This window comes from Microtetraspora niveoalba (genome assembly GCF_001570405.1).
GTDB lineage: Bacteria > Actinomycetota > Actinomycetes > Streptosporangiales > Streptosporangiaceae > Microtetraspora > Microtetraspora niveoalba.
This window is the reverse complement of record NZ_BBYM01000048.1, coordinates 1-15,889: the sequence shown is the minus strand read 5'-3', so window position 1 is coordinate 15,889 and position 15,889 is coordinate 1. Positions and strand designations below refer to the sequence as shown.

Annotated in this window: 15 protein-coding genes; 6 read left to right on the top strand and 9 right to left on the bottom strand. The window is 71.6% G+C overall.

Features of this window, described 5'->3' with window-relative positions:
* Positions 1-41: 41 nt before the first annotated feature.
* From AWQ70_RS42180 to AWQ70_RS33965, 3 genes are all read right to left on the bottom strand, one after another.
* Positions 42-1,496, bottom strand: a complete 1,455-nt coding sequence (locus tag AWQ70_RS42180) for a flotillin family protein (RefSeq protein WP_067185733.1) — start codon at positions 1,494-1,496, stop codon at positions 42-44.
* A 29-nt stretch (positions 1,497-1,525) separates the two neighbouring features.
* Positions 1,526-1,726, bottom strand: coding sequence for an NfeD C-terminal domain-containing protein (locus AWQ70_RS33975; RefSeq protein WP_067185731.1), 201 nt, complete (start codon positions 1,724-1,726; stop codon positions 1,526-1,528).
* A gap of 1,001 nt (positions 1,727-2,727) precedes the next feature.
* Complete coding sequence (locus tag AWQ70_RS33965) at positions 2,728-3,543, bottom strand: SDR family NAD(P)-dependent oxidoreductase (RefSeq protein ID WP_067185728.1); 816 nt, start codon at positions 3,541-3,543, stop codon at positions 2,728-2,730.
* A gap of 153 nt (positions 3,544-3,696) precedes the next feature.
* On the opposite strand from AWQ70_RS33965, the gene AWQ70_RS33960 reads away from it, so the two are divergent.
* Genes AWQ70_RS33960 through AWQ70_RS33945 form a run of 4 tightly spaced genes read left to right on the top strand, consistent with a single transcriptional unit; the run spans position 3,697 to position 7,521 of the window.
* The gene (locus AWQ70_RS33960; RefSeq protein ID WP_169808784.1) at positions 3,697-6,177 is read left to right on the top strand and encodes a sensor histidine kinase; all 2,481 of its coding nucleotides are present in this window, start codon (positions 3,697-3,699) and stop codon (positions 6,175-6,177) included.
* Entirely contained in the window at positions 6,174-6,572 is a 399-nt protein-coding gene (locus tag AWQ70_RS33955; RefSeq protein WP_067185725.1) for a roadblock/LC7 domain-containing protein, read from the top strand. Before AWQ70_RS33960 ends, AWQ70_RS33955 begins: the two co-directional genes overlap by 4 nt.
* 21 nt (positions 6,573-6,593) lie before the next feature.
* Complete coding sequence (locus AWQ70_RS33950; protein WP_067185723.1) at positions 6,594-6,962, top strand: DUF742 domain-containing protein; 369 nt, start codon at positions 6,594-6,596, stop codon at positions 6,960-6,962.
* Positions 6,943-7,521, top strand: a complete 579-nt coding sequence (locus AWQ70_RS33945) for a GTP-binding protein (protein ID WP_067185721.1) — start codon at positions 6,943-6,945, stop codon at positions 7,519-7,521. The genes AWQ70_RS33950 and AWQ70_RS33945 overlap by 20 nt, the downstream gene beginning before the upstream one ends.
* A gap of 192 nt (positions 7,522-7,713) precedes the next feature.
* On the opposite strand, the gene AWQ70_RS33940 is transcribed toward AWQ70_RS33945, so the two are convergent.
* The 5 genes from AWQ70_RS33940 to xylA form a co-directional block, all read right to left on the bottom strand.
* A complete protein-coding gene (locus tag AWQ70_RS33940; protein ID WP_067185719.1) occupies positions 7,714-8,091 on the bottom strand; it encodes a DUF742 domain-containing protein in 378 nt (125 codons plus the stop codon).
* Positions 8,088-10,037, bottom strand: a complete 1,950-nt coding sequence (locus AWQ70_RS33935) for a sensor histidine kinase (RefSeq protein WP_067185716.1) — start codon at positions 10,035-10,037, stop codon at positions 8,088-8,090. Before AWQ70_RS33935 ends, AWQ70_RS33940 begins: the two co-directional genes overlap by 4 nt.
* 72 nt (positions 10,038-10,109) lie before the next feature.
* Positions 10,110-10,799, bottom strand: a complete 690-nt coding sequence (locus AWQ70_RS33930) for a DUF998 domain-containing protein (RefSeq protein ID WP_157530794.1) — start codon at positions 10,797-10,799, stop codon at positions 10,110-10,112.
* A 141-nt stretch (positions 10,800-10,940) separates the two neighbouring features.
* Positions 10,941-12,323, bottom strand: a complete 1,383-nt coding sequence (gene xylB, locus AWQ70_RS33925) for a xylulokinase (RefSeq protein WP_067185714.1) — start codon at positions 12,321-12,323, stop codon at positions 10,941-10,943.
* Positions 12,320-13,465 (bottom strand): xylose isomerase, encoded by a 1,146-nt coding sequence (gene xylA, locus AWQ70_RS33920; protein WP_067185712.1) that lies wholly within the window; start codon positions 13,463-13,465, stop codon positions 12,320-12,322. Before xylA ends, xylB begins: the two co-directional genes overlap by 4 nt.
* Positions 13,466-13,694: 229 nt before the next feature.
* Here xylA and AWQ70_RS33915 point away from each other — a divergent pair, with 229 nt between their 5' ends.
* Positions 13,695-14,864 carry an ROK family transcriptional regulator gene (locus AWQ70_RS33915; protein WP_067185710.1) on the top strand — a complete coding sequence of 390 codons (1,170 nt, stop codon included), beginning with the start codon at positions 13,695-13,697 and terminating at the stop codon, positions 14,862-14,864.
* A gap of 86 nt (positions 14,865-14,950) precedes the next feature.
* Here the strand turns inward: AWQ70_RS33915 and AWQ70_RS33910 are convergent, their stop codons facing one another.
* Positions 14,951-15,163, bottom strand: coding sequence for a hypothetical protein (locus tag AWQ70_RS33910; protein ID WP_067185787.1), 213 nt, complete (start codon positions 15,161-15,163; stop codon positions 14,951-14,953).
* A 119-nt stretch (positions 15,164-15,282) separates the two neighbouring features.
* Between AWQ70_RS33910 and AWQ70_RS33905 the strand changes: the two genes are divergently transcribed.
* Positions 15,283-15,792 carry a VOC family protein gene (locus AWQ70_RS33905; RefSeq protein ID WP_067185708.1) on the top strand — a complete coding sequence of 170 codons (510 nt, stop codon included), beginning with the start codon at positions 15,283-15,285 and terminating at the stop codon, positions 15,790-15,792.
* Positions 15,793-15,889: the final 97 nt, after the last annotated feature.

Below are 15,889 nucleotides of genomic sequence, written 5' to 3'. Positions count from 1 at the left end.
CCGACAGCGGGGCGGCCGCGGTGTCTTCGGTGGACGTACGGTCAGGAAGCGGTGTCCACGGTGTTCTTGGTCGGGTCGGCGCCGTTCAGGCCGGCCGGGGTGCCGCCGGAGAGCAGGGTGCGGGCCAGCCCGAGGCCGGTGCCGCCGAGCGTGAGGGCCTTGGCGAGCATCTCCTCGATGCCCTGCGCGCCGTTCAGCACGACCATGTGGTCGACGTTGCCGAACGCCTTGGCCCCGGCCTCGACGATCTGCGGCCAGTTCTCGGCGAGCTGCTGGGCGATGACCGCCTCCTGGTTCTCGGCCAGCGCCTCGGACCTGGCGCGGATCGCCTCGGCCTCGGCCAGACCCTTCGCCTTGGCCGCCTCGGCCTCGGCGAGACCACGGGCGCGCGCCGCGTCGGCCTCGGCGACACCGGTCGCCTTGGTCGCCGCCGCGGCCGCCTCACCGCGGAGCCGTACGGCCTCGGCGTCGGCCGCCGCGCTCTGCTTGACCTGGGACGCCTGGGCGGCGGCGCGAAGCTCCGTCTCGCGGGCCTCGGCCTCGGCCTGGGCGATGCGCGCGTCACGCTCGGCCTGGGAGAGCGTCACGGTCTCGTACGCCTTGGCGTCGGCGGGCTTGCGCACCTGGGACTGGAGCCGCTGCTCGGAGAGCTGGGCCTCGAGCTCGGCCGCCCTGGTCTCCTGGACGACGACCTCCTGGCGCGCGGTGGCCTCCGACAGCGGACCGGCCTGCCGGGCCTTCGCCGCCGCCTGGTCCACCTCGGCCTGGTAACCGGCCTGCTGGATCTGGGACTCGCGGATCGCGGCGGCCTTCCTGGCGGCGGCCACCTGCTCGGCCTCGGTGGCCTCCTGGTCGCGCTGCGCCTCGGCGATGCGCGCGGCGGCGGCGATCCTGGCGGCGTGCGGCTTACCGAGGTTGACGATGTAGCCGGTCTCGTCGTCGATCTCCTGGATCTGCAGCGAGTCGACGACCAGGCCCAGCTTGCTCATCTCGTCGGCGGCGGAGCTGCGCGTCTCGCTGGTGAGCCGCTCGCGGTTCAGGATGAGGTCCTCGACGGTCAGGTTGCCGGTGATCGAGCGCAGGTGACCGGTGAACAGCTCGTGGATCGCGCCGTTCATCGAGTCCTGCTGGTCCAGGAAACGCCTCGCGGCGTTGGCGATGCTGGTGAAGTCGTCGCCGACCTTGTAGATCACCACGCCGCGCACCTGGACGGGAATGCCCTGCTGGGTGACGCAGGAGACCTGCAGGTTGGTCGCCCGGCTGTCCAGCCGGAGGCGCCGGGCACTCTGGAATCCCGGGATGACGGCCGTACCCTTACCGGTGATGATCTTGAAACCGAGGCTGTCGGCCAGTTCGTTCTTGGTGTGCGCGCCGAGCCCGGAAATGATCAGTGCTTCGTTGGGCTCCGCGACGCGCCAGATGGCCTTGAACAACAGGGCGATGACGATGAGAGCGACGACGATCGCGCCGCCCAAAACCAGGAATTCCGTGGGCATCTACGCCTCCACTTCCGGGGGACAGGGAGTCAGGCGATCGCGCGCGTGACGTAGACAGTACGCGGCGGCGAATACTCGACAATGACGACGAGCGATCCGACCGGGATCTCCTCCTCCGGAAGGTTCGGATGCGCGTAGAACGCCTCGACCCCCCCGCGGATCGGCACCATCACTTCACCGACAAGGCCCGGACCGATCTTGCCCGTCACTCTGCCCTGCTTGCCGACCACCGTGTCACCCCGTCGTCTTCACTTACACCGCGAACGGGCACGTTACCCCGACCGCGTGCAGCACGTCATCACGGGTGGTACTCCCCCGAGCGTCACCCTGGACGACGCGCACCGTCCGCGCCGACACACGATCGACCCGGACAACGAACACCATGCGGGAAACGTTCCGATACCGCAACACCACCACCGATATCGAGACGCGAACGTCATGTTCCGCAATTGCGACATCCGGCGGCACTCCGATTCCCGCCGTTTTCATCGATAGTTGTACGCGCGTTCTCCTGACCGTTCGCGTGACGGTTCTCCCTTCGGATATCCAGCCGTCCTCGACGCGAAACTCGGCGGTTTTCTCCTTCCAAATCGGGATTCCGGGAAATTCGGTTCTCCCGAATTCCTCCGCCCCCCGCCTCGCCTGCCGCCGGGCCGTCCGCACCCGCTCTCCGCGCCTCCCCCACTTCGCCTGCCGTCGGGGCCGTCCACACCCCGCTCTCCGCGCCTCCCCGCCTCGGTCTGTTCCCGCGATCATCACCTCGGCGGTTCTTCCGATCTCGCCCCCTCGGGGCGCCGCCGTCCGCGCCCCGCTCATGCGACGACGGAAAGCGCACGGCCTTCGGTACGCGCGACGCGGGATGGGCGCGAGCGATGCGCGAGAAGGGCACAGGGCGGTATCGCCGCTCCGACCGGCATCGCACCGACCGACTCCTTTTCGAGTCGGTGTCGCCGTTTCCCGGCGTTGCTCCCAGCCGGGCGACCATTTGCGAGCCGGCTCACGTTTTCCAGCCGGTGCACCCGAGCCGGGTGACCGTTTACGAGCGGGTGTCGCGTTTCCATCTGGCGCACCCGAGCCGGGCCACCGTTTACGAGTCGGCGTCGCGTTTCCCGGCGGTGTTCCCGGACGGGGGCGGCCGTTTCCGGGCCCATGCCGGTTCCATACCGGGCTCGCGCCGGCGTCGGCGTTGCCGTACCGGCGCCGCCCCGAGGGGTCAGGACGACGCGAGGGGTCAGGACGACGCGAGGCCGGTCGCGGCGAGGCTCGCGGACCAGAGGGTGGCGGCGAGGCCGGGATCCGACATCTGGCGGGGCACGTCGGCGGGCGCGTTCCCGGCGAAGTACCGGCCCGGGTGCTCGATCCCGTCCGGCTCAGCGGCCAGGTGGGCGAGTCTGGCGGCGCCCGCCTCGACCGGTTCCCCCATCCCCGGCACATGGAGCACCAGCTTCATGAGGAACGTTCCCGGGGCGAAGCCGGTCCGGATGACGCCGGGGTGCAGGCACGTCGCGGCGATTCCACGCTCGGCGAGCGCGACCGTGAAGAGGGCGTTCGCCTGCTTGGAGTCGCCGTACTGGAGCCATCCACTCCAGCGGCGGCGGTCCCGGGACAGGTCGGCGGGGTCGAGGCGCCCGGTTTTGGCGGCGCGCGAGCAGGTGGTGACCACACGCCCGGACGACTCCCCGATCCGGTCGAGCAGGAGATTCGTCAGCAGGAACGGCGACAGGTGGTTCACCTGGATCATCAGCTCGTTCCCGTCCGCCGTGCGCTGCCGCTTGGTGGACATGACCCCGGCGTTGTTGACCAGGACGTCGATGCGTTCGGTGCGGTCCAGCAGTTCCCGCGCCAGCCGCCGGACGTCGTCGAACGAGGTGAAGTCCGCGGTCAGCGTGTCGGGCCGGTCGCCCGTGACCTCGGCGATCCGGTCCGCGACGGCCGCCAGCTTGGACGAGGTCCGGCCCACGAGGACGAGGTGGTGCCCCTTGCGGGCGAGCTGGAGCGCGGCGGCCGCCCCAATTCCGTCACTTGCGCCGGTAATGACAGTATTCATCAGGTCCCTCCAATGCGCCGGAACTGTATCGGTGCTAGTCTCCTGTGCGATCTTCCGGAGGTGCATTTCCCCATAAATGCGGCGCGACCTCCACGCACTGCAGGAGTGGCCATGGGTTCGAGAAACCGGTCGATTCGGTTCAAGATCTTCTTATTGCTGCTCCTACCCCTGCTCACCTTGAGCGCTTTGTGGGGGTTTGTCCTTAATCTGACCGTCGGCGACGGCCTGGCCCTCGTGCGCGCCGCCTCGCTGTACGACTCCGTCGGCGTGACCTCCACCGACCTCGGACTCCAGATCCAGGCCGAGCGCGCCCTCGCCGCCGACACGCTCAGCTCCGGCCAGACCACGTCCACGGCCCTGAGCGCCCAGCAGCTCAAGACGAGCGCCTCCGTCGACAAGTTCACCAAGGCCGCGAAGAGCGAGGACACCCGCGCCTCCATGGGCGAGGACCTGCTGGCCCCGGTCGACGCCCTGGTCAAGGCCCTCGGCCGGCTGCCCTCCATCCGCGAGTCCGTGGCGCTCGGCAAGTACACCCGCCTCGACGCGCTCACCGCGTACAACGGGCTGATGGACGAGCTGTTCGACGTCTACTCGCGGCTCGTCTCCGTCCCCGACCTCGGCATCTACGAGCAGGGCACCGCCATGCAGGCGATGGGCGTCGCGTACGAGATGACCGCGCGTGAGGACTCGCTGATCCGCGGCGTGCTCTCGCGGGGGCAGATGAGCCAGCAGGAGCACAACGCCTTCAGCGAGTGGGTGGCGACCCGCCGCTTCCTCTACCAGAAGAACCGCCCCGTCCTGCAGGGCGGCATGCGCGAGCCGTACGAGAAGGTTCTCACCTCCGAGCTGTTCACCAAGTTCAGCGGGCTGGAGGACCGGATCGTCGACCAGGTGCGCTCGGGCGGCCCGCTCCCGACCGACGCCCGGCAGTGGAAGAGCACCACGAACGCGCTCTTCACGGCCCTGGACAACGCGCGGATCGAGGCGTCCGACGCGCTCAACGAGCGGTCCACCTCGGTCGCGGGCACCATCATGATCCGCATTGCGGTCGCCGGCGGCGTCGGCCTGATCGCGGTCATCGGGACCATCGTCTTCTCGGTCAGGTTCGGCCGCCGCCTGGTGCGCGACCTCGCCGGGCTGCAGCACGCCGCCCTGGAGCTCGCGGACGTCCGCCTGCCCAGCGTGGTCGAGCGGCTGCGCAAGGGCGAGGAGGTCGACGTGGACGCCGAGGCGCCGCCGATCCAGGCGCACGGCTCCTCGGAGGTCGAGGACCTGGCGCACGCCTTCAGCTCGGTGCAGCGCACCGCGGTCGAGGCGGCGGTCGGCCAGGCCGCCCTCCGGCGCGGTGTCAACCAGGTCTTCCTCAACCTGGCCCGGCGCAAGCAGGGCCTGCTGCACCGCCAGCTCACGATGCTGGACACGATGCAGCGGCGGGCCACCGACCCGGAGAGCCTGGAGGACCTCTTCCGGCTCGACCACCTGACCACCCGCATGCGCAGGCACGCCGAGGGCCTGATCATCCTCTCCGGTGCGACGCCGGGCCGTTCCTGGCGCAAGCCGGTCGCCGTGGTCGACGTCGTACGCGCCGCGATCGCCGAGGTGGAGGACTACACCCGCATCACGCTGATGCCGATGCCGAACGCGTCGCTGGTGGGCTCGGCGGTCACCGACCTCATCCACCTGACCGCGGAGCTGCTGGAGAACGCGACGATCTTCTCTCCCCCGCAGACGCGGGTGCAGGTGCGCGGCGAGCTGGTGGCCAACGGCCTCGTGATCGAGGTCGAGGACCGCGGCCTCGGGCTGACCCCCGAGGAGTACGGCACGATCAACGAACGGCTGGCCACGCCGCCGGAGTTCGACCTGGCGGACAGCGACCGGCTCGGCCTGTTCGTGGTCAGCCGGCTCGCCTCCCGTTACGGCGTCAGCGTCGTGCTGCGCGCCTCGCCGTACGGCGGCACGACGGCGATCATCCTCATCCCGCGCGAGCTGGTGGCCAAGGACGGCGCTCCCCCGGCCATCACCGGTTCGGTGGCGACGGACGAGTGCGACGCGGTCACGGGCACGGTCACGCCGGCCCCGGTCACCGGGTCGATGACGGCGGCCGCGATCGTGGGCGCCCCCTCGGCGGACCCGGTCGCGCCGGCGCTCCCGGCGCCGGTGCCCGGCGGGGCGGAACGGTCGCCGTTCTTCACGCCCCCCTCCCGCCGCACCGAGCCCGTGCCGTCGGCGGCGCGCGAGGACGCCCCGGAGGAGACCCGGGTGCGCAGCCTCAGCATCGTCCAGAACGGATCGGAGGCGGGCCTGCCGACCCGGACCCGGGACTCGGGCTCGCCGAGCCGCGGGAACGGTTCGGCGCTTCCTGGGCGGTCCAAGGACTCGGGCCTGCCGAGCCGCCGGGCCTCGGCCGCCAGCGGCACGCACGCCGGCCTCCCCCGGCGTGTACGGCAGGCCAACATCGCTCCCCAGCTCCGCGAGACGTCCCAGCCGTTGGGGGCGCCGGTCCAGACGACCGAGGAACGCTCGCCCGAGCAGGTCAGGGCGACGTTCTCGGCCTTCCAGAAGGGCGCGCAACGCGGCCGGGAGGACGCGGACGACAATTCCGGTAACACGCATGGCGAGAAGGGTGACGAATGACCAGCAAAGTGACGTCGGCCGGCGAACTGAACTGGCTCCTGGACGATCTCATCAGCAGGGTCGGCGCCGTCCGCCAAGCGGTGATCCTGTCCACGGACGGCCTCGTCGTCGGGGCCTCCCAGGGGCTCAGCCGTGAGGACGCCGAGCACCTGTCCGCCGTGGCGGCGGGCTTCCAGAGCCTGGCGCGCGGCGCGGGCCGGCACTTCGGCGGCGGGGAGGTGCGCCAGACCATCGTCGAGATGGAGTCGGCGTACCTGTTCGTGACCGCCGCCGGGCAGGGCACCTGCCTCGCCGTGCTCGCCGCCTCCGACGCCGACGTCGGCCACATCGCGTACGAGATGGCCATGCTCGTCAAGCGGGTCGGCCAGCACATCTCGACCAACCCCCGCCGCTAACGAGGGCCCCGAGGAGGAGGCGTGACGGAACCGCAGTGGCTTGACGAGGAGGCCGGTCCCATCGTCCGGCCGTACGCGCTGACAGGAGGCCGCACCCGTTCGTCCGGCGACGACTTCGACCTCATCTCGCTGGTCACGGCCGCGGACGTGCCGGGGAAGGACGAGAGCGCCCTCGGGCCGGAGCAGCGCCATATCCTCGCGATCGCCAGGGAACCCATGTCCGTCGCGGACATCGCGTCCGAGATCGATCTGCCTCTCGGCGTGGTCCGCGTCCTTCTCGGGGATCTGCACGACCATGAGCTGATCAGCGTGCGACCACCCGCACAAGTGGCGCCGCTGCCCAGCGAGCGCATTCTCAAGGAAGTGATCAATGGCCTACGCGCCCTCTGAGGAGCCCGTCGCCCTCAAGATCCTTGTCGCCGGCGGCTTCGGCGTGGGAAAGACCACGCTGGTCGGCGCGATCAGTGAGATCCGTCCCCTCCGCACCGAGGAGGTCCTCTCGGACCGAGGGGTCGGCGTCGACGACGTCGACGGGGTGGAAGGCAAGACGACCACCACCGTGGCCATGGACTTCGGCCGGATCACGATCCGCGAGGGTCTCGTCGTCTACCTGTTCGGCACCCCCGGGCAGGAGCGCTTCTGGTTCATGTGGGACGAACTGTCCTACGGGGCCCTGGGAGCGGTCGTGCTCGCCGACACCCGGCGGCTCACCGACTGCTTCCCGTCGATCGACTACTTCGAGCAGCGCGGCACACCCTTCATCGTCGCGGTGAACTGCTTCGACGGCGCCGACCAGCACGAGCCCGACGACGTCAGGGTGGCGCTGGACCTCGACCCCGACGTGCCCGTCCTCCTCTGCGACGTGCGGCGGCGCGCCTCGGCCAAGGTCGTCCTCGTGACGCTCGTCGAGCACGCGCTCAAGACGCTCACGGCCGCCCAGCGCAAGTAGGCCCGCGCCCGTCAAAAACGGCACGGCACGGTACGAGCGGCACGGCGCGAAACCCAGGCGCGGGCGTGCCGCCCGGACGCGGGGCACAGGCGCGGGACGTGCCGTCGACGGACGACCGGCGCGCCGCCCGTACGGCGAGGCGGCGCGAGAGGCTCCCCGGCGGCACCGGCCGGGGAGCCCGTCCAGGGCCCGCTACAGCGCGCGCAGGCCGTTGATCACCTCAAGCAGAATGCTCTCCATCGGAGACGACTCCGGAGCCGGCGACCGCACCAGGATCAGCCCGTGGTCCAGCAGGTCGCCGACCAGCACCCGCACCACGCTCAGCGGCAGCGCGGCCTCCGAGGCCACGTCCGCGAGCGGCCGGGCCCGGCGCACCAGTTCGAGCAACCGCAGATGCTGGTGCCCCAGATCCGCGTGGTACGGCACGGCCGCGCCGGTGGCGACGACCACGGCGACCAGGTCGAGCGTGGCCGCCGAGGTCGGCTCGACCCGCCCACGGGTCAGAGCGTAGGCCCGGACGACCGGGCCGTCCTCGACCAGCTCCTCGTCCCAGTGCTCCTGATCGGTCACGTACCCGCTCCTTCCGGGATGCCGAGCCGTACGGGTTCCCGGCCCGCGTCGTCGCCCGCGGCGGTCAGCAGCGTCAGCGGCAACAGCACGATCGCGGTGGTCCCGCCGAACGGCGAGGGGCGCAGCTCCACGCGCACGCCGTGCCGTGAGGCGAGCCGGGCGACCACCACGAGGCCGAGCCGGTCGGTGTCGGCGAGGTCCAGCTCGGGCGGGCTCGCCAACCGGTGGTTGATCGTCTCGATCTCCTCGGTGGAGAGCCCGAGCCCGCGGTCCTCCACCTCGACGACATATCCCCTGGCCACCGACTCTCCGCGCAGGGACACCTCGGTGTGCGGCGGCGAGTAGGCGGCGGCGTTCTCGATCAGCTCGGCGAAGAGGTGGATGATGTCGGCCACCGCGCCGCCGGAGACCCTGGCCTCGGGCATCGGATAGATCCGGACCCGCGTGTAGTCCTCCACCTCGGCGACCGCGCCCTGCAACATGTCCGCCACCGGCACCGCCGTGCGCCGGGTACGGCCGGGCGTTCCGCCGGCGAGGACGATCAGACCCTCCGCCTGGCGGCGCATCCGCGTGGTCAGGTGGTCGAGCCGGAAGAGGTCCTCCATGGTCGTCGCGTCCGTGGTGGTGGCCTGCATCGCGTCCAGCAGGCGGAGCTGGCGCTGGAGCAGCCCCTGGCTGCGGCGGGCGAGGTTGCGCAACGCCTGGCCGACGCTCTCCCGCGTACGCGCCTGGTCCACCGCGGCGTCCACGGCGGTGTGCTGCACGGCGCTGAACGCGGCGGCCACCTCGCGTACCTCGGCGGTGCTGCCGGTCGGCTCCAGCGGGGGCGCCTCGGCCTCGACGTCGCCCACCTTCTCGCCGCGCCGCAGGCGCCGGACCAGCCGCGGCAGCCGTACCTCCGAGAGCTCGGTCGCGGCCTCCTTCAGGGCGACGAGCTCCCGGGTGAGGCCGCGTCCCATCCGGAGCGAGATGATCAGCGAGGCGACGACCGCGCCGAGGCCGAGCAGGCCGGCCGCGCCCGCCCGGACGAAGACACCGATCGCGGCGGGCTCGTTCCGCGCGTTGTGCACCGCCCCGGCCTTGCTCAGCGAGTTCGTGTACGCGTTGTCCACCCGGTCGACGACGGACCGCCACAGGACGGGCGAGACCTCTCCCGCGACCTCCCCCTGGAGGATGCGGTCCTCCAGGTTCGTCAGCTGCCGGTACGCCTCCGACTTGGCGAGCACGTCCATCGGGGCGCGCAGCTCGTCGTCCAGCTCGTTCATGCCCTGGGTGAAGAGCACGCGGCGGGTGGTGACGTACTCGGCGAACCTGAGCTTCTCGGCGTCGGTGAACTTCCTCGACCGTCCGAGCACACCGGCCACCAGCGCGCGCTCCTTGGCGAGCACGTGCTGGGCGCCGGAGATGGAGGTGAGGCTGCGGGCCTGCTGGCCGCTCCCCTCGACCGTGCTCATGGCGGCGATCACGGAGAAGCGCTGCACGGCGTCGGGGAAGGGCTGGTAGTTCTCGCCCAGGTTGACCAGGTCGAGCTGCCCGGCGTCGAACTCCATGCGCACGGTGTCGAGCCGGTCCGCCGCGGCCTTCAGGTCCTGGTACGGCTTCCTCGCCGCGTCCGCGATCAGCGTGGCCGTCTCGTTCTCGGCGTCGAGCTCGCGCATGCGGTCGCGCGCCCGGTCCACCACGGCGCGCTGGGCGATCAGGTCGGCTCTGTCGGACTCGGAACGCGTAGCGAGATATTGGGCGGAGACGAGCCATTCGCGTTCGATCTCGGTCGCCAGCGCGTGGGAGGGTTCGCCGAGGCTGTCGTAAACGGTCTTGGAGTTCAACATACGGAACGCGTCGCCGACGGTAAGCGAGGCGGAGAAGATCCACAGCGCGACAAGCGAGACCAGGGGGATCACCAGCAATAAGGTGATCTTGATTCCGATGGACCTGCTCGCCGCCATGCGCCCTCTTCTCGATCTTTAAAAGATCGACGGAAAGGCTAGCAGCGAACCGATCCAATTTCTATATAGCGACTATATGCCGCGAAGCCGGTGAAGCTCCTGGTCAGCTCGTGAGGCGATATTTCCGGCCACCGCCGGACGGGCGGCGAAGACGTCCCTCCACGCCAGTCGCGCCGTCTGCACCGCGAGCACGCCGAGAACGGCCACCTCGACCGCCAGGAACAGCCGCTCGACCAGCCCGATCATGAGACCGTGGCCGGGCAGCGCGAGATAGGTCATCGCGGCGAGGCCGATGCCCGAGGCGAGCGTCAACCACTCGACCGGCCGGGCCGCCGCGCGCCACCGCCCGTCCTGCGTGAACCTCCCGACGAGCTGCGCCGTCGCGGCCGGCAGGCTGACGAACGCGGCCACCGAGACGTACCGGTGAACCTGCGCCGACCAGGTCATGCCCTCGGTGACGGCCGACGTCGGCACGATCGCCGCGACCACCAGCGCGAGGCTCCACACCACCATGAGCCGCTCCGGCCAGCCCGAGACCGGCGCCCGTACGGCCCGCATCCCGGCGAGCAGCGCGAGCGAGCTGGCGCCCAGGACGACCATGGCGACCTCCGTCGCGCCGCTCCTGTCGAGCACCGCGTAGTCGCTCAGCGTCAGATTGACCGGATCGAGGTACGGATCCGGATCGATCTGCCCCACGACCGCCGCGACGACGGCGGTCATGATGCCGGCGCAGGCGAGCAGGGGATAGAGCCTCTTGACCATGATTTGAGAATCTCGCGGAAGAACGTCGCCGACCATCCGGAGAACTCCGTACCCGCCCCTGATGCCCTCCCCCGAGACGGCCTCAGGGTCGCCTCAGGGACGACCGGCTCCTCTCGCGGCGCGACCCGGCATCGGCCCTGGTCACGCCCGGTTGGCGGCGTCGGCGTAGCGTTCGCGAAGGCCCGGCGTGGCCGCCGCCTCGTGGCGGACCGGCTCGCCCGCCGTCCACTCCGGAGGCTCCGCACCGCCCGCGAACAGCCAGGCCGCCTGCCGGGCCGCCCCGTCGGCCACGTACTCCCCCGGCTCGGGCACCAGCACCGGCCTCCCGAAGACCGTGGGGGCGATCCGCCGTACCGCCTCCGAACGGGCTCCGCCGCCGATCAGCAGCACCCGTGCCGGGTCCAGGCCGAGCGCGTCGAGCGCGTCGGCCAGCCCGCACAGCATGCCCTCCACCGCCGCGCGCGCCAGATGCGCGGGAGTCGCGGTCGCCGACGTGAGCCCGCGCAGCGAGCCGGTCGCCTCCGGCAGGTTGGGCGTGCGCTCCCCCTCCAGGTACGGCACCAGCACCAGCCCGCCGGCCCCCGGCGGAGCCTGCAGGGCGAGGTCGTCGAACTCGCGCGGCGTGACCCTCAGCAGGCGGGCGGCGGCGTCGAGCACCCGTGCCGCGTTCAGCGTGCAGACCAGCGGCAGGAAACGGCCGGTGGCGTCGGCGAAACCCGCGACCGCGCCGCTCGGGTCGCTCGACGGCGTGTCCGCCACCGCGAACGCGGTGCCGGACGTGCCGATCGACACCACGACGTCACCCGGCCGTGCCCCCACGCCGAGGGCGGCCGCCATGTTGTCCCCCGTGCCGGGCGCGAGCCGTACCGGGCCGTGGCTTCCGAGGGTCCCGGCCTGCTCGGCCGGCCCGAGGACGCGGGGCAGGGCCGGCACGGCGCCGAAGGCCAGCTCCAGCAGGTCCGTACGGTAGGCGCCGGTGGCGGGCGACCAGTAGCCGGTCCCGGACGCGTCGCCGCGATCGGTCGTGATCTCGTCTCCGGCGCCCGCGAGCCTCCAGGTGAGCCAGTCGTGCGGCAGGCACACGCGGGCGGCGCGCCGCGCGTTGTCCGGCTCGTGCTCGGCCAGCCAGCGGAGCTTGGCCACCGTGAACGAGGCGACGGGAACGCTGCCGACCGCCTCGGCCCACTTCTCCGGACCGCCGAGCTCGCGGACCAGGTCGCCGGCCGCCCGCGCGGAGCGGGTGTCGTTCCAGAGCAGCGCGGGCCGTACGACGTCTCCCGACGCGTCCAGGCACACCATGCCGTGCTGCTGGCCGGCGACGCTCAGCGCGGCGACGCCGTCCAGGCCGCCGGCCCGCTCGACCGCCTCCTGGAGCGCGGCCCACCAGTGCCGGGGGTGGACCTCGGTGCCCTCGGGGTGCGCGGCGCGGCCCTGGCGGACCAGGGCGCCGGACTCGGCGTCCCTGATCACGACCTTGCAGCTCTGGGTCGAGGAGTCGACGCCGGCGACGAGCGGTCCGCTCACCCGCGCACCCCGAGGATGTGCTCCAGAGCGAGCTGGTTGAGCCTTGTGAAGTGGAACCCTCGCTCGGCGGCCTCGTCCGGGTCGAACTCGTCCTTGGCCAGGTCCTCGTAGGTCTCGCCGGGGTCCAGGGTCGGCCGCGCCAGCTCGGTCACGCGGGAGGCGGCGAGGGCCTCCCGCACCTCGGGGTCGGCCCGGAACGCGGCCGCCTTCTCCTTGAGGATGAGGTAGGTCCGCATGTTGGCCGCCGCCGAGTCCCACACGTCGGCCGCGTCCTCGGTGCGCAGCGGCTTGTAGTCGAAGTGCCGGGGACCGTCGTAACCCCCGTGCTCCAGCAGGTCGACCAGGAAGAAGGCGTTCTTCACGTCGCCGTGGCCGAAGATCAGGTCCTGGTCGTACTTCGGCCCGTGCTGGCCGTTCAGGTCGATGTGGAACAGCTTGCCGTGCCACAACGCCTGGGCGATGCCGTGCGCGAAGTTCATCCCGGCCATCTGCTCGTGGCCCACCTCGGGGTTGAGGCCGACCCGCTCGGAGTGCTCCAGCTCGTTGATGAAGGCGAGGGCGTGGCCGATCGTGGGCAGCAGGATGTCGCCGCGCGGCTCGTTGGGCTTGGGCTCGATCGCGAACCTGATGTCGTAGCCCTTGTCGACGACGTACTGGCAGAGCAGGTCCAGGCCCTCCTTGTAGCGGTCGAGCGCGGCCCGGACGTCCTTCGCCGCCTCCGACTCCGCGCCCTCGCGGCCGCCCCAGCACACGTACGTCGTCGCCCCCAGCTCGGCGGCCAGGTCGATGTTGCGGATGACCTTCCGCAGGGCGTGCCTGCGGATGTCGCGGTCGTTGCTGGTGAAGGCCCCGTCCTTGAACACGGGATGGGTGAACAGGTTGGTCGTGGCCATCGGCACCTTGAGGCCGGTCTCGTCCAGCGCGCGCCTGAAGCTCGCGATCGCCCGGTCGCGGTCCGGCTCGACGGCGAGCAGGTCGTCGTCGTGGAAGGTCACACCGTACGCACCGAGCTCGGCCAGCCGGTGGACGCTCTCGACCGGGTCGAGCGGGGCCCGGGTGGCGTCGCCGAACGGGTCGCGGGCCTGCCAGCCGACGGTCCACAGGCCGAAGGTGAACCGGTCGTCGGGAGTAGGTGTGTACACGTGACTCCTCCGAATTAGTCTAAGTTATGGACTAAATATCGGAGGTCCGAGGCCGCAGGTCAAGAGCCCACCCGCCGAGGGCACACCACTGAGGACGAGGGTCGCGGCGGTCCGCCCGCGACGCGGCGGGTCACGATGGTCGTGGAGCGCGAAACGGCCCGCGGCGGCCCGCCCGCCGGGCCCTCGGGTCGACAATGGTTCGCCGATCACGGCGAGATCGAGAGGTTCGATGACACAGGCGGTCCGGCACGACGCGATGCGCGCGCGCAACCTGGCGCTCGTCCTGGGCGAGGTCAGCGCGCGTGGCTCGGTGACGCGCGCCGCGCTGGCCGAGATCACCGGGCTGGCCAAGACCACGGTGTCGAAACTGGTCGGCGACCTGATCGAGGCCGGGCTCGTGGTCGAGACCGGCGTCGTCAGGGCCGGAGAGCGCGGCCGTCCCGGCATGGAGGTACGGGTCAGCGGCGAGCGGATCGCCGCGATCGGCCTGGAGATCAACGTCGACTACCTCGCCGCGCACGTCGTGGACCTCGCCCGGTCGGTACGGCTTCGCCGTACACAGCCTGTGGACAACCGGATGGCACAGCCTGGGGATGTCATCGCGAACCTGCAGGATCTGGCGCTTTCGGCTGTGGACGAAGCTGTGGACATCGGGCTCCGGGTTGTGGGCGGCGTGCTCGCCGTCCCCGGGACGGTCGACCTGGCGACCGGCACCGTCCGCCGCGCCCCCAACCTGGGGTGGCGCGACGTGACGCCGCTCCCGCTCCCGCGGCTGCCGTTCCCGGTACGGGTGGACAACGAGGCCAATCTCGCGGCCCTGGGCGAACTGTGGTTCGGCGCCGGGCATCGGGACTTCCTGCACGTGTCCGGCGAGATCGGCGTCGGCGCGGGCCTCATCGTGGGCGGCGAGCCGTTCCGGGGGTTCCACGGCTTCGCCGGAGAGCTCGGGCACGTGGTGGTCTCCCCCGGCGGCCCGCCCTGCCGCTGCGGGGGTCAGGGGTGCCTCGAAAGGTACGCGGGCCAGGACGCGCTCCTGGCCGCCGCAGCGGGGATCGAGGCCGGCGCGGGGATCGCCGGGCTCCTCGCGAGACTCGACGCGGGGGACCAGGACGCGCTGGCCGCCTGCGAGCGGGCGGGGTGGGCGCTCGGGGTCGCCCTCTCCTCCGCCGTCAATCTCGTGGACCCGGGCACGATCGTGCTCGGCGGGATCTACGCGCCGCTCTTCCCCTGGATCGGCGGCGTCGTGACCGAGACGCTGGCGGCTCGGCTCGGCGAGATGCGGGAGGTCGTGCCGTCCGTCGAGGTCTCCCGGCTCGGAGCTGAGGCGGCGACCCTCGGCGCGGCCGGACAGGTGATCCAGCGAATCATCGCGGACCCCGCCGGACTCCTGAACGCCTGAACGCCCTCCGACCGACCCCAGCGCTCACCGACCGAAGCGATGGCGCCCGACGCCGACCCGCTCGGGAACCCGGGGGACCTCAGCGCTCAGAGGCCGGAGGGGTCGCGCCCGACGCTGATCTGCTCGGCGATGCGGCGGACCTCCGGCTCATCCAGGCCGGGGACGACGGGAAGGGCCCGGCGCAGGATGGGGAGCACCTCGTGGACGGGCCGCCCGGCATGATGCAGGGCCACCTCGTGAACGACCCGGAAAAGGGTCAGATTGGCCTCGCGCTCCTGGGTGACCCGGTCAGCGATCACGAAAACGCTCCCCTCCGTCGGCTCCAGTCCGCAGGCCACCGTACGACCTCCCGCCGACAGTTTCCGCGAACGGCGCGTCGCGTAGAATAATTGAGAGTTCAATTAAAAGAGGAGGGGCCATGCCCGTTCAGCGGCTCAACCACGCGGTGCTGTACGTAAGGGACGTCTCGGCGAGCGTCGCGTTCTACCAGGAGGCGCTCGGGTTCCGCGTCGTCATGGGCGGCCCCGGCGCGGCGTTCCTGCAGGCCGCAGGATCGGCGAACGACCACGACCTCGGGCTCTTCGAGCTCGGCCCGCAGGCGGGGGCGTCTCCGGCCGGTCGGTCCACCGTCGGGCTCTACCACCTCGCCTGGGAGGTGGACACCCTCGCCGAGTTGCAGCGCATCGCGGTCAAGCTGAGCGAGATGGGCGCCCTGGTCGGCGCGTCCGACCACTCCACCACCAAGGCCCTGTACGCCAAGGACCCGGACGGGCTCGAATTCGAGGTGTCCTGGCTGGTCCCGCTCGCCCTGATCGACGACGAGACCCTCGCGGGCCGGGCCCGCGTCAGGCCGCTGGACCTCGCCAAGGAGCTGGAGCGGTACGGCGCGCAGACCCGGGGCGGCGTCGGGGTCTCCCTCCCCGCCTGAACCGACGGAATCCCGGCGTGCGCCGTCCCGTGGGCCGGCGCGGCCGCTCTCCGGCGGCGTGGCGGGGGCGGCCGCTCTCCGGCGGCGTGGCGGGGGC

Coding starts and splice junctions, on each gene's coding strand:
- AWQ70_RS42180 (WP_067185733.1), bottom strand. CDS start 1,496: ATGCCCACGGAATTCCTGGTTTTGGGCGGCGCGATCGTCGTCGCTCTC.
- AWQ70_RS33965 (WP_067185728.1), bottom strand. CDS start 3,543: ATGAATACTGTCATTACCGGCGCAAGTGACGGAATTGGGGCGGCCGCC.
- AWQ70_RS33955 (WP_067185725.1), top strand. CDS start 6,174: ATGACCAGCAAAGTGACGTCGGCCGGCGAACTGAACTGGCTCCTGGAC.
- AWQ70_RS33945 (WP_067185721.1), top strand. CDS start 6,943: ATGGCCTACGCGCCCTCTGAGGAGCCCGTCGCCCTCAAGATCCTTGTC.
- AWQ70_RS33935 (WP_067185716.1), bottom strand. CDS start 10,037: ATGGCGGCGAGCAGGTCCATCGGAATCAAGATCACCTTATTGCTGGTG.
- AWQ70_RS33930 (WP_157530794.1), bottom strand. CDS start 10,799: ATGGTCAAGAGGCTCTATCCCCTGCTCGCCTGCGCCGGCATCATGACC.
- AWQ70_RS33915 (WP_067185710.1), top strand. CDS start 13,695: ATGACACAGGCGGTCCGGCACGACGCGATGCGCGCGCGCAACCTGGCG.
- AWQ70_RS33905 (WP_067185708.1), top strand. CDS start 15,283: ATGCCCGTTCAGCGGCTCAACCACGCGGTGCTGTACGTAAGGGACGTC.